This is a genomic window from Streptosporangium minutum, assembly GCF_002149035.1.
Lineage (GTDB): Bacteria > Actinomycetota > Actinomycetes > Streptosporangiales > Streptosporangiaceae > Streptosporangium > Streptosporangium minutum.
In genome coordinates, this window is sequence record NZ_NGFP01000254.1 from 1 (window position 1) to 13,384 (window position 13,384).

The window sequence follows — 13,384 nt, forward strand, 5'->3', positions numbered from 1 at the left end:
GGTGGTTGCCCGCCGCGCGTGAGGCGTCCGCCGTGACCGGAGCCTGCCAGTCGATCCGGTAACGCTGCTCGGCGCCCAGCGTCTTCTCCGGATTGAGGAAGGTCTTCATCGCCAGCGGCATCATCAGCCCCATCATCGCGATGGCCACCGGCCCCAGCGCCTTGCTGTTGTTGGTCTTGGACGCCCGCCAGGCCACCTTCTCCACCCGCTCCCGGCGCAGCCCCTCATAGGCGGCGAACGCGCTCGCCACATCGGGCAGGTCCCGCAGGCAGCGCGCCAGCTGGATCGCGCTCTCCATCGCCAGCGACGCCCCCTGCCCCGAGCTGGAGGAGGGCGCGTGCACCGAGTCGCCCACCAGCACCATCCGGTCGCGATACCAGTGCGGCACCTTCGGCATGATCTCCAGCGACCCCAGCAGGACCAGCTGCTCGACACCGGTGTGCCGSAGCAGCTCCCGGCCCGGCGCGTCGTCGGCGAAGACCTCCCGCAGCCGCTTGAGCCACTCGGCCGCCGGYGTCTGACGGGCCTGGGCGATCGACATCGGCTCCTTGTGCGGGACGTTGCCGAACCACGCGGTGGTGCCGTCGGGCTGCGACCAGTAGCCGAGAAACGCCTTCTTCCCGAAGGAGAAGTAGGCCGCGGCACGCCTGCCCGGCACCGCGACGTCGGCCGCGCCGCCGAAGTTCAGGAGGGGGACGTGGTCRGGGGCGGGCGCGGCCGGGTCGATCAGGGTGCGGACCGTGGAGCGGATGCCGTCKGCGCCGATGAGCACGTCCCCGGTGGCGGTGGTGCCGTCGGCGAAGCGCGCGGTGACGCCGGTCGGCGACTCCTCCACCCCGACCAGCCGCTTGCCGTACTCGGTCCACACCCCCTGGGCCAGGGCGTGGTCGTGCAGGGCGCGGTAGAGGTCCGGGCGCCACAGGGCCCGGCTGGGGGGCAGGCCGGTCAGGCCGGGGAACTCCCCGATCCGCCTGCCCTTGCCGTCGGTCATGATGGTGCGGACCATGGGCAGGCCGACGGCCCGAACGGCGTCGCCCGCGCCGACGACGTCCAGTGCGGCGAGGCCGTTCGGAGCGATCGTGAGCTGGCCGCCGACGCCGTCGGCGGTGATCGCGTACGCCTCGTAGACGGTCGCCTCGATGCCCGCCTTGCGTAACGCCAGTGCCGTGACCGGCCCGGCGATCCCGCCGCCGATGACCAGTGCTGTCTTGACTGCTGTCATGTCTGGCTCCCGGATGTCTCCTGCCGTGCCCGGATGCGGTCCGGCTGCTTGAACTCGATGAGTCCCGCGAGGGTGTGCCGGTTTCTCATGAGGCCCGTACGGGTGCATCGGCTCCATCGGCAGTGCGGCGAGCGCCGCCGGTCTCGGTGGATCGGCGTCTCACCCCGCTTGTCCGCGGCGCCTCACTCCTTTAGTCGATTTCAACTATTCAATAATTTCTAGTCAGTGTCAACTATATGTCCGCCATGACGGGGCCATGCGCCCACAGGACGGCCGGCAGGAATCCGCGCCGTCGCACGGCGGGTGCGGCCCGGCGACATGGCCCAGCCGTACCGCGCCGGCCCGGCAGTCCGACCGGCCTGCCCGACGACTGGGCGATGAAGGCGCGGAGGTCCTCTCGGGCCAGATGGGCTTCGAAGATCGGAACCAGCTCGTCACGGGCGGAGGGTGGCCCATGCCCGGTGCCGGTTCCAGCGGTTTTCCGGCCCTCCGCACGGGCCATGGCCGACGTCCCGCCCGAACAGGCCCGGGACCTCGTCCCGATCACCCGCCACGGCATCGGCGCCCGGCTCGGCGAGTGCCTCGCCACCCGTGACGGCACCGCGGCACGCCGCTGGTCACCGGACGGCGCGCGCCCGCGATCTCCCATCGCCCGCTGATATCCTTATGCCATAAAGAGATCGACCGACAAGGTTAGTTTATGTTATAAGGAGTTGCAAGTGGTCGTCTTTGCCGGACAGGGCGATGCGCGCCGTTCGATGGCCTTGCTGTGGCGCACCAAGAGGCCCGGGGACGCGCGGCCGGGCCCCAAGCCGGGGCTGAGCGTGGACGTGATCGTGGACGCGGCGATCGCCGTCGCCGACGCGGAGGGGATGGCGGCGCTCTCCATGCGCGCGGTGGGCGAGCGGCTCGGGCGCACGGCCATGGCCCTGTACACCTACGTCCCCAGCAAGAGCGAGCTGGTCGACCTGATGTACGACCGGACCCTGGCCGAGCTGCCCGCCGGCTACGACCCGCGCGCGGGCTGGCGGGCCGGCGTGACGTCCTGGGCCGAGAACGCCTGGGCGTTCTACCTGCGGCATCCGTGGGTGCTGCAGGTGTCGCAGGTACGGCCGGTGCTGGGGCCCAACGAGTACGTCATGCTCGAGACGGTGGTGGGCGTCCTGCGCGAGACCGGCCTGGAGGCCGGCGCGCTGCGGCGCATCGTCGGGACGCTGTTCTACTTCGTACGCGGGGCCGCGCAGACGGTCGCCGAGTCGCGGCAGGCCGCGGCGGCGACCGGGGTGTCCGACGAGCAGTGGTGGCCGGCCCGCGCGGCCCTGCTGGGGGAGGTCGCGCCCGACTTCGCCGAGCGCTTCCCGATGGTGGCCTGGCTCGAGAGCGGGGCGGCGTCCCCTCCCGAGGACGAGAGCGTCCCCTACCTGGAGCGGGAGGCGAGGAAGACCTTCGAGGCCGGGCTCGCCGTCCTGCTGGACGGGATCGAGGCGACCGTGGACAGAGCCGGGGTGTGATCCCCCTCCCCCGGCCCGCGCCCTCGGGGTTCCATGGGGCGCGGTCGCCGGCCGGTCCGCGCCGCCTCTTCCGGAGAGGGTCCCGCGACACAACTCCTTACGCTATAAACTATTGTGTCAGGAGGCCATACTTTACGGCCTAAGGAGTTCTCTGCCGTCGTGGCGGATCGAAATTGGAGAGGGTTTCAATGACCAAGGCGAAATTGCATGACGGAAGCACTGTCGACTTGGAGGTCCACGGCGCGGGCCCCACCGTTCTGCTCCCGGTCAACCCGCGTCCGGCAGAGGGAGAGCAGGCCGAGGCGATGCGGAAGTGGGGCGCCGACCCGGCCCTGGGCCGCTCCCTCATCGAGGGCCTCAGTGACGCGTTCCGGGTGGTCGCCTTCGACTACGAAGGCCATGTCCTGGGCACGCCCAAACCAGACACCCTGACACCCGCCAACGTCGCCGGCGACCTGCTCGCCGTGGCCGACGCGGTGGGGGCCGACCGGTTCGCCTATTACGGATACTCCTGGCTGGCGCTGAGCGGGCTTCAGCTCGCGATCAGGACCGACCGGCTCTCGGCGCTCGTCATGGGCGGTTTCCCGCCGGTCGGCGGGCCGTACGCGGAGATGCTGCGCGTGACCATGGCCACCCATGGGATGTCCGTCTCACCCCAGAGCCCTCCCCAGACCTCGCAGCCCTCGCAGCCCTCGGAGGAGCCCGACTGGTCGTCGGTGGAGGTGTCCATGTCGGAGGCGCAGACCCGGCAGTTCGTCACGCTGTATCAGGCGTTGCAGGGGTTCGACGACCGGGCCGCCCAGGCGCGGATCAGCTGTCCCCGCCTCTGCTTCGTGGGCTCGGCGGACGAAATAGAGTACGGCGAGCGCTGGGGTGGGGTGCACGTGAGCATGGCGGGCCCGATCGTGAACCGGCGCGCGGAGCTCGACGCCCTTGGCTGGGAGGTGAGCGTCCTGGAGGGGCTTGACCACACCCAGGCCATGCAGGCCGCACACGTCCTGCCGGTGATGCGTCCGTGGCTCGCCTCCGCGATGGGCGTCCGGCTCCCGCGATGAGCCTCCCCCACGCCGCACGGCGTGTCCGGGAGATGGCGGGCGGTGGCCGATCCGGGAAGCCGTGAGGCTCATCGGATCCGCCGGAGTCCTTCGTCCACGCGGACCTCGGGGAGGCCGGGCACCGGCGCCGTGACCGCGTAGAGCACGGAGCGGCCGTCCTGCTCCTCCATCGCGGCGCGGAGGCGGCCGCCGTCCGCCAGGATCACCGTCCACAGTCCCGGCGGTTCGGTGTCGCCGTACAGCACGTAGGCGCCGAAGCGCGCGGCGAACCTCTCGGCGAACTCCCGGCGGCCCACCCGGCCGGCGAGGCGCCCCTCGACGCCGACGTCGAAGGCCATCGCGAAGTGGCCGCGGGCCTGCCGGTAGGTGCAGAAGGCGGCGAACACCACGTCCTGCGGGATGTCCCGCAGGCCCTCGGCGACCCGGTCGGCGTGGCCGACGAACAGCTCGTGCCCGGCGATCCCGAAGCAGTCCAGCAGGAATTCCCGCAGCTCGGCCTCCGGGACGAGGCGGGACGACAGGCCGTCGTATCCCGTGGCCCGCGTCTCCGTCACGGGGCCAGCCTACGCACCCGCCGGCCCGGCGCACCGCGTGATCGCCGGGGGACGGGGGCAGGAGGGCGGCCTGTTACCGGGACTGCCCGCCGGAGGCGTGCCGGCCACTGCCCCCCGCGAGGCCCGCCGCCGGGATCCGGTCCGGTCCCTGCCCGGAGAACCGTCCGGAGCCGGCGAAGAAGTCGATCAGCACCGGGGCGAGGGCCTGCGCTTTGACGATGTGGGTCTGGCCTTTCAGGGTGTGGTGCCGGGTGTCGGGGAGGGCGTCGGCGACGGCCGCCATCGCGGTGCGCATCCACGCGGGGCTCTTCCCGCCCACCGCCACAAGCGTGGGCAGCGTGACGGAGGCCCACCGGCCGGCCGGCAGGGGCTCTCCGGACTGGGTGCCGGCCACGACGGCGGCGTCGTAGGCGAGGGTGTGCGCGACGGCCGTGAGCCCCGACCAGGCCGGCATGAACCGCATCATGGCCACGACGACGGCGGGAAGGCCGACGGCTCTCCGCATGAAGTACTTGACCGTGTCGCCCCGCCGACCGGCCGCGAGCAGATCGGCGATCTGGGCCCGGTAGTCCCGCGGCACGGGCGGGCGGCTGTCGTCGACGATGAACGGCGCCTCGTACAGGGCTAGCTTGCTGATGGCCAGCCCGCGCTCGGCCGCCTCGAGCGCGAGGGCCGCACCGGAGGAGATGCCGTACACGAACGCCGATCCGCCGGCCTCCGCGATGAGGGCTTCGAGGTCCTCGATCTCACGTTCGACCGCGTAGGGAGCGGTGTCACCGCTGTCGCCACGGCCCCTGCGGTCATAGGTGTACACGGTGAAACGCTCCGCCAGCAGCGCGGCCAGCGGTCCGTTCGGCCCGGACGATCGATGACAGAGCGCACCGTCGACCAGGATGACCGCCGGCCCTTCCCCGATCCGGTCGAATGCGAGGGTGGTGCCGTCTTTCGAGACTACGGTGCTCATGAATCGGTCTCCCGGTCGTGCGGGTCGTCGGACATCGGTGCTGGAAGTGCGCTTTCGCCGTCAGCGAGGGTCGCCGCCGAGTTCCGGCTCCCGGGCGGGCGCCGCCGCGAAGGCGACGGCGACCCGGCGGGCTCCACGGCGGTGCCGTGCCCTCCGGCCCGCCCGGTCGTCTCGGAGGGCGCGACGGCCGCATCTGCTCCAGGTGTCGCGAGCTTCGACGTCATCGTCGCCCCCTTTCGCATGACGGCTGATCGGCTGTGAACGGGTTCCCGATCACATGCGACAACGATCCCACCGAAAATTTTTATTGTCAAGACTGCTGTAGTTGTCGGTGTGCGCCGTGACCGGCCGGAGGAGACCGACGACTCTCCCCCGCCCAGGCTCGGAGGCTGTCAGCGAGGGCACCGGACTCCCGCCCCCGCGACGACGGGCGCCCGGGGGCGGGACTCGGCGCGGAGGGCTCAGCCGACCAGCCGCCGGACCTTGAGGGTGTTGTCCGTACGGGTGGCCGGTCGACCGTCGGGACCGGTCTGGCTCCGCTGGTGTTCCTCGCTGAGCAGCACCTCCCACTGCCCGTCCGGGAGTTCGAGGGCTTCGAGGACCTCTTCCGGCGTGGGCAGGCGCACCCCGGAATCGGGGTCGTGCTCCCAGGAGGGGTGTCCCGCGTGTCCGACGACAAGGAGCACTCCGCCGGGCACGACGGCCGAGGCGGCGGTCCGCAGGATCCTCTCTCGCGGCATGTCGCCGTGGGAGTGCAGGAAGTGGGCGGAGACGAGGTCGAAGGCCCCGGCGGGGAAGGACACCCCGAGGTCGTGCCGTTGCCAGTCGATGCGGCCGGCGACGTCCGCCTCCGCCGCGTACCGGGCCGCACGGTCGAGGGCGACCTGGGAGATGTCGACGGCGGTGACCCGCCATCCTCGCCGCGCGAGCCAGATCGCGTCGGCTCCCTCACCGCATCCCAGGTCCAGCGCGCTGCCCGGCTCCAGGCCGGTGACCTCACGGACCAGGACGGCGTTGGGGTTCCCGCTCCAGATCTGGTCGCTCTGACGGTAGCGGGTGTCCCAGAACTCCTCATCCGAGGTGGGGGCGTCGCTCATCGGTGTCTCCATCTTCCGTGTCTCCATGCCGGATCGGCCCACAGGCCGGGCCGGCGGTCGCCGAGCACGCGCTCGCGCGTTCTCCGTTCCGTCCGCGGGGAGGTTCCCTCGGCGGGGCGAGGGGATCGCGGCGGGCGATGAAGCACGGGCCGGCCACGACGTCATGACACCCCGCTCCCCCGAGGGACGGCAGTCATGATCTGCCGTGTCCGCTCAGTCATGCGAAGCACCTCCCCTTCACGGGAGATGGTCCGCTCATACCTCGTCGTTTGACAAACCTTCTTGCCGATCCAGCAAGTGGATGCGCATCGCCGGCGGGAGCACGTCGTTCACCTCATCCGGAGCACAGGAGAAGGTCATCACCAGCCGACGCAGCACGAGGCGTCGGGGAACGGCTGCTTCGAGGTGGAACTCTTCTTCCCCTGCCAAGGGGGCAGGCAGACCAGCTTCCTCGTGACCTGTCGCTCGACGAGCGATCCCTGACGACCACGACCCGGAGAAGGCGGCACACCTGTCTCAGGCCTGCCGCCTTCTGCCACAGGTATTGACGCGAATCGAGGAGGCCTACCACGTTGCCCGGCATGAGTACCGCGGCGAAGTGCGCAGACGGGAACACCATCGGCCTGACCGCGCGGGCATCCGGGCAGGAGACCGAGCCGCGGATCGCCGGGATCGGGCCGCCGCACGGCGCCCCCGCTCCCCGAGTCCTCCACTCGCGGGACATCGAGCCTGCTCACGGGCTGGGGCGACCACCCCAGCCGGCTCTCCACCGCCTGTACGGCTCGCCTGCGGGTTCCGTGCGGGCCCGGATGGGGCCCGCCTCTCAGGACGGGGTGTGGAAGTGGCGGTGCAGGTCGCGCACCTGCTCCGCGAGGCCGGGAACAGGGCCCTCCACCACGAGGCCGGGAACGACCTCGTGGATCGGCAGGGTCCGTACGGGCGGGGCGGGAACCCCCAGCTCGGCGAGCCAGGACGCCAGCTGCTCCGAAGAGCTCACATACACGATGCGGCCCAGCCCGACCCAGCCGTGGGCGGCGGCGCACATCGGGCAGTGCTCCCCGGAGGTGTAGACGGTCGCCGCCGCCCGCTCCCCGGGGGTCATGTTCGCCGCCGCCCAGCGCGCCAGCTCGAACTCCGGATGACGGGTCCGGTCGCCCGAGGCCACGCGGTTGTGGTCCTCGGCGAGGACGGTCCCGTCCGCGGCGACGAGCACGGAGCCGAACGGCTCGTCGCCCACTTCCAGGGCCTCGGCCGCCAGTTCCACGCAGCGGCGCAGGTGCCGCAGGTCGGTGTCGTCCGCCACGATGGCCTCCCCAGAAAGTGATCTTCAACGCCATGGTAGCCGCGGTCGCGTTCCCGCCGCGTCCGCCTCGTGCGCACCGCGGTGTCGCCGGCACGGGGCGCGGGCGGGAACCACTCAGTCGGCCCCCCTGGCCAGCGCCTCGCGGAACGGCACGAGGGACTCGTCGCCGGATGCCAGCGCGGCGTCGGCGATGCGTTGCCGGAAGGGTCGCCGCCGCAGCGCGTCGGACAGCGCCACGAGCAGCTCGCTGAGCGGGAAGGGCAGCTCTGCGTCCAGGGCGGCGGCGGCCGCGCTCGTCGCCGCCCATTCGGCCTCGATCGTGGGAAGCAGCGACTGCGCCTTCGCGGTCAGGCGCACGATGTGCTGGCGGGCGTCGTCGCCGGGTTCGAGCGCGACGAGGCCGCGCCGGCTCATCTGCGCCACCGTCTGGCTCGCCGCGGAATGAGTGACCGATATCGCGCGCGCCAGGTCGCGTATGGGGCTGGGGCCCAGCTCGACGAGCGCCCGCACGATCGGCGAGAACCGGGGCCGGTAATCCTGCAGTCCGAGGTCGGCACCGGCCTTGGCGACATCGCCGTCCAGCAGTTCCAGGAGATGCCTGAGCTGGGTTCCCAGCGCCATCTCTCGCGGTGACACTTCCATCGCCGCATTATAACAGCCCTGTTACACTTGGGTCGCACCGGGCCCCGCCCGCGGCATGCGCCGTGAACGTGTGCCGCGCCTGCGGGCGGATGTGATCACACGGGGTCGGTGGTCGTGACAGCCGCGCCACCAGGTCTTCTCATGGTGCCTTACGGGACGCGCCCGCCCTCACGGCCCCGGGCGCCTGTCCGGGGAGACCCGCGGACCGTCGTTCGCGGGCGCACCTGCCCGGGGAGACCCGCGGACCGTCGTTCGCGGGCGCACCTGCAACTCGCTTCCAAGGCGGCTGCAAGGTGCGTGGCCCACGCTCTTGATCGTAGAGGTTGATCACTTAGGCGATCTGAACAACTTCCCGTCATCAGACGTGATCTTGGCTGGGAAAGAGGATGAAGTGACCGTTGATGTGACGCGTGTCGATCCCGCAGGCCGCCTTCCCGCAACGGCGGACGAGACGGTCGGCGCACCGGGTTGCGTCCACGAAGCGATAGAGGCCCAGAGCCGGCGTACCCCGGACCGCACCGCCGTCGTGGCGGGCACCACGCGACTCGGCTATGCCGAATTGGACCGCAGAGCCAACGACATCGCACGCGCCCTGGCCGGACGGGGCATCGGACGCGGCCAGCTGGTCGGAGTCTGCCTGAATCGCGACGAGTGGCTGGTCCCCGCGCTGGTGGGGGTGTGGAAGGCGGGGGCGGCCTACGTGCCGCTGGACCCCGCCTACCCGGCTGAGCGGTTACGGTTCATGGCCGAGGACGCCGCCGTGTCCGCGGTGCTCACCTCGGCCGCGCTGCGCCGGACCGCCGCCCTGACCGGGGCCGAGGCCGTCCTCGTCGACGACGTGGTGCCGGGCGACGGGGCGCCCCCCGTGGCCGGAGACCCCGGCGACGCGGCGTACGTCATCTACACCTCCGGCTCCACCGGAACGCCCAAGGGCGTGGTGGTGGAGCACCGCAACACCCTGAACCTGCTGCGCTGGGAGGCCTCGGCGTACACCGCCGAGGAGCTGAGCGGCATGCTGGCCGGCTCCTCGATCTGTTTCGACGCGTCGATCAGCCAGCTCTTCACGCCGTTGGTCGCCGGCGGGACGGTGATCCTGGCCGACAACCTGCTGGCGCTGCCGAGCCTGCCGGCCAGGGAGGAGGTGACCACGGTCTACGGGGTCCCCTCCGCGCTGTCGGTGCTGCTGCGTGAGCCGCTGCCCGGCGGGGTGCGCGCGGTGTTCTCCGGCGGCGAGCCGCTGACCGGCGCCCTGCTGCGGCGGATCTACGCCAACCCCGGAGTGCGCCGGGTGCTGAATCTGTACGGTCCGACCGAGTGCACCACCGCCTGCGCCGGCGTCGAGGTGGGCCGGGACCACGAGGGCGAGCCGCCCCTGGGCGAACCGATCGCCGGCGCGGTGTTCTCGGTGCGGGATGCCGCCGGAGACCCCGTCCCTGACGGGGAGACGGGCGAGTTGTGGATCGGCGGGCCGGGGGTGACCCGCGGCTACCTGGGACGTGAGGCGCCCGCGTTCCGCACCGAGCCGGACGGCAGCCGGGTCTACCGCAGCGGGGATCTGGTCCGCTGGGTGGACGGCGCGCTGCGCTTCGCCGGCCGGGCCGACGACCAGGTCAAGATCCGCGGCTACCGGGTGGAGCTGGGCGAGGTGGAGGCCGCGCTGGCCCGCCATCCCGCGGTACGCCGGGCCACCGTGCTGGCCGCCACCGACGATGACGGGATCGCCTACCTGGCCGGTCACGTGGCGGCCTCCGGGGTGAGCGAGCCGGAGCTTCGGGACTGGCTGTGCGCCCGGCTGCCCGATCATCTGGTGCCGACCCGGATCGGCGTGACCGAGGAGCTTCCGCTCGCCCCCACCGGCAAGGTGGACCGTGCGGCCCTGCCCAGGCTCGGCGCCTTCCGGTCCGCCGGTGCGGCACCGGTCGCGCCCCGCACCGGCGACGAACGCCTGGTGGCCGAGGTGATCGCCGACGTGCTGGGCCTGCCGCAGGTCGGTGTACACGATCGATTCACCGACCTGGGCGGGCATTCCCTGGCCGCGGCCAGGGTGGTCACCGAGCTGTCCCGCCGGGTGGGGCACACCGTGCCCCTGGCGGCCTTCCTGACCTCCCCCACCGCGGCCGGCCTGGCCCCCCTGATACGCCAGGCGGGACCGGAGCCGGTCCGGCAGGCCGGCCGGACCCGGCATCCGCTCACCGACGCGCAGCGCCAGTTCTGGACCCTGAGCCGGCTCCACCCGCACAGCCCGGTCACCACGCTGGGGATCCGGCTGCGCGTGCGCGGCCTGCGCGAGACCGCACCGCTGAGGTCGGCCCTGGACGCGGTCGTCCGCCGGCACGAGGTGCTGCGCAGCACGATCGCCGTCGACGAGGACGGCGTGCCGTACGCCGTGGTGCACCCGCCGGCCGCCGTGCCCCTGGTCGAGCACGCCGCGGGAGAGGACCCGGAGAAGGTGGCCAGGGCCGCGGCGGCGCACGTGTTCGACCTGACGAGTGAGGTGCCGCTGCTACGGGCGGCACTGTGCCGGCTGGGCGAGGCGGAGGCCGAGCTGGTGGTCGTGGTGGACCACATCGCCTTCGACGGCGGCTCGGTCGGGATTCTGATGGACGAGCTGGCCGCCGAGCTGGCCGGTGAGCCGGTTCCCGGGCCGGCGGTCCAGGTCGGCGACGTGGCCGTGCAGCAGCGGGAGCAGCCGGATCCGACGCGGCTGCGGGAGTTCTGGCGGGCCGAACTGGCCGGCGCGCCGGTGGCGGACCCGGCGCCCGCGGACCTGACGGCGGGCAGGGTGATCCGGCCGTTGCCCGACGAGTTCGTGACGGGCGTGAGCGCGCTGGCCCGGGACTGCGGCGCCACCCCGTTCGCGGTGTACCTGGCCGGCCTGGCCCTGGCCGGCGGCGAGCCCGACACGCTGGTCGGTGTGGTCGCGGCGCGGCGCGCCCGGCCGGAGCTGACCGGGGTCATCGGCCCGCTGGTCGACACGGTGCCGGTGCGGCTGCGGCCGACCGGCGCGCTGACCTTCCGGGACCTGGTCCGGCAGGCCGCCGCCGCGACCACGCGGGCACTGGTCCACCAGGAGGTCCCGGCCGCCGCCCTGCCCCGCGCCCCGGTGCTGCTGGCCATGCAGCACGCCGAGGTCCCGGTGCGCCTGGGCGACCTGGAGCTGCTCACCGAACTGGGCTCGGGCTCCTCGGTCCACGAGCTCAGCGTGCTCGTCAACCGGACCGTGGCCGGCGCGGAGCTGCAGCTGGAGTACGGCACCGCCCACCTCGACACGGTGCGGGCCGAGGCGTACCTGGACCGGCTGACGTGGCTGCTGCGGTGCGCGCTGGCCGATCCGGACCGGCCGCTGTCGGCGTTCGACCTGGTCACCCCGGACGAACGCGCCGCCCTGCTGGCCGCCGCCGCCGGGCCGGAGCTGCCGGAGGCCCCGGAGACGGTGCCGCGGGCGCTGGCGATCCACACCGGCGGGACGGCCGTGGTAGGCCCGGACGGCGCCTCGCTCAGCTATGCCGAACTGGACGACTGGTCCGGCCGGGTGGCGGCCGCGCTGCTGGAACACGGGGTGGAGCCCGGCCAGGTGGTCGGGGTCTGCCTGCCGCGGGACCGGCTGATGCCGGCGGCCCTGCTGGCGGTGTGGCGGGCCGGCGCGGCGTATCTGCCGCTGGATCCGGAGCACCCGGCCGAGCGGCTGCGATGGCTGGCCGAGGACGCCGGGGCGCACGTGGTGCTCACCCGGGGCGGGGTGGCCGCCGTTCCCGGCGTCACCACGCTGGACGCGGACGACCTGGCCGCTGCCGGCGGCGCGCCGGCGGAGCTGCCGGAGGTGCGGGCCGGGGATCTGGCGTACGTGCTCTACACCTCCGGCTCCACCGGGACGCCCAAGGGCGTGGAGGTCACCCACGGCAGCCTGGCCGCCTACGTGGCCGGGCTGGTGTCCGAGCTGCGCCTGGGCCCCCGGGACGTCCAGCCGGTCGTGGCGCCCCTGACCTTCGACACCTCCGCGTCCGAGCTGTGGAGCCTTCTGAGCGTCGGCGGCACCTGCGTGGTGGTGGACCGGGCCACGGCCGTGGACGGGCACGCGCTGGCCGAGCGGATCGCGACCAGTAAGGCCACGGTGGTCGACCTGGTGCCCACCGCGTACCGGATGCTGCTGGCCGCGAGCTGGGCCGGCGACCCGGAACTGCTGGCCATCAGCGGCGGGGAGACCCTTGATCCGGCCCTGGCCGGGCAGATCCTGCCCCGGGTCCGCGAGCTGTGGAACACCTACGGCCCCACCGAGGCCACTGTCGCCTCGATCCAGCACCGGCTCGACGCGCACGGGGCGGGACCGGTGCCGATCGGGCTGCCGATGCCCGGGGAGCGGGCCTACGTGGTCGACTCCGAGCTGAGGCTGGCGCCGCCGGGCGCGGTGGGCGAGCTGCTGCTGGGCGGCGCCGGTGTGGCCAGGGGCTACCGGGGCCGGCCCGACCTGACCGCGACCGCGTTCGTCGACGACCCGTTCGTCCCCGGCGGCCGGTGTTACCGGACCGGGGACCTGGTGCGGTGGCGGCCGGACGGGACGCTGGAGTTCCACGGCCGCAGGGACCACCAGGTGAAGGTGCGCGGCTACCGGATCGAGCTGGGCGAGATCGAGACGGCGCTGAACGAGGTGGCCCACGGGGCGGTGACCGTGGCCGGCTCGGGCGCGCAGGCGCACCTGGTCGGCTACGTGACGCCGGAGACGGCCGACCTGGCCGCGGTCGAGCGGCACGTCCGGTCGCGGCTGCCCGGCCACATGGTGCCCCGGCGGTGGGTCGCGCTGCCCGCCCTGCCCACCCTGTCCAGCGGCAAGGTGGACCGGGAGGCCCTGCCCGAGCCGGTCGACGCCCCGGAGGCCGGACGGGTCGCGCCCGCCACCGACCCCGAACGCCTGGTGGCCACCGTGTGGGCCGCCGTGCTGGAGCGCGCCGCCGTCTGGGCCGACGACGACTTCTTCGCCCTGGGCGGGCACTCCTTCGCCGCGACCCGCGTGGTCGGCCGGCTGCGGGACACGTTGGACC

10 protein-coding genes are annotated in these 13,384 nt (G+C 73.0%); 4 read left to right on the top strand and 6 right to left on the bottom strand.

Annotation, left to right across the window (positions count from 1 at the left end; genetic code table 11):
• On the bottom strand, positions 1–1,222 hold a 1,222-nt coding region (locus CA984_RS36260), incomplete at its 3' end, for an FAD-dependent oxidoreductase (RefSeq protein ID WP_108724668.1).
• Positions 1,223–1,722: 500 nt separating this feature from the next.
• On the opposite strand from CA984_RS36260, the gene CA984_RS46655 reads away from it, so the two are divergent.
• The 3 genes from CA984_RS46655 (at position 1,723) to CA984_RS36270 (ending at position 3,788) form a co-directional block, all read left to right on the top strand.
• A complete protein-coding gene (locus CA984_RS46655; RefSeq protein ID WP_165781539.1) occupies positions 1,723–1,881 on the top strand; it encodes a hypothetical protein in 159 nt (52 codons plus the stop codon).
• 60 nt (positions 1,882–1,941) lie between these two features.
• Positions 1,942–2,733 (top strand): TetR/AcrR family transcriptional regulator C-terminal domain-containing protein, encoded by a 792-nt coding sequence (locus CA984_RS36265; RefSeq protein ID WP_086577925.1) that lies wholly within the window; start codon positions 1,942–1,944, stop codon positions 2,731–2,733.
• A 188-nt stretch (positions 2,734–2,921) separates the two neighbouring features.
• Positions 2,922–3,788, top strand: coding sequence for an alpha/beta fold hydrolase (locus CA984_RS36270; protein WP_086577926.1), 867 nt, complete (start codon positions 2,922–2,924; stop codon positions 3,786–3,788).
• 68 nt (positions 3,789–3,856) lie between these two features.
• Here the strand turns inward: CA984_RS36270 and CA984_RS36275 are convergent, their stop codons facing one another.
• From CA984_RS36275 to CA984_RS36295, 5 genes are all read right to left on the bottom strand, one after another.
• Positions 3,857–4,342: a hypothetical protein gene (locus tag CA984_RS36275; RefSeq protein WP_086577927.1), complete on the bottom strand. Its 486-nt coding sequence runs from the start codon at positions 4,340–4,342 to the stop codon at positions 3,857–3,859.
• 73 nt (positions 4,343–4,415) lie between these two features.
• A complete protein-coding gene (locus tag CA984_RS36280) occupies positions 4,416–5,306 on the bottom strand; it encodes an alpha/beta fold hydrolase (protein WP_086577928.1) in 891 nt (296 codons plus the stop codon).
• A 461-nt stretch (positions 5,307–5,767) separates the two neighbouring features.
• Complete coding sequence (locus CA984_RS36285; RefSeq protein ID WP_086577931.1) at positions 5,768–6,403, bottom strand: class I SAM-dependent methyltransferase; 636 nt, start codon at positions 6,401–6,403, stop codon at positions 5,768–5,770.
• An 823-nt stretch (positions 6,404–7,226) separates the two neighbouring features.
• A complete protein-coding gene (locus tag CA984_RS36290) occupies positions 7,227–7,706 on the bottom strand; it encodes a nucleoside deaminase (protein ID WP_086577929.1) in 480 nt (159 codons plus the stop codon).
• A 114-nt stretch (positions 7,707–7,820) separates the two neighbouring features.
• The gene (locus CA984_RS36295; protein ID WP_086577930.1) at positions 7,821–8,348 is read right to left on the bottom strand and encodes a MarR family winged helix-turn-helix transcriptional regulator; all 528 of its coding nucleotides are present in this window, start codon (positions 8,346–8,348) and stop codon (positions 7,821–7,823) included.
• A 391-nt stretch (positions 8,349–8,739) separates the two neighbouring features.
• On the opposite strand from CA984_RS36295, the gene CA984_RS36300 reads away from it, so the two are divergent.
• The coding region (locus CA984_RS36300) for a non-ribosomal peptide synthetase (protein WP_133061878.1) at positions 8,740–13,384 on the top strand (4,645 nt) is incomplete at its 3' end.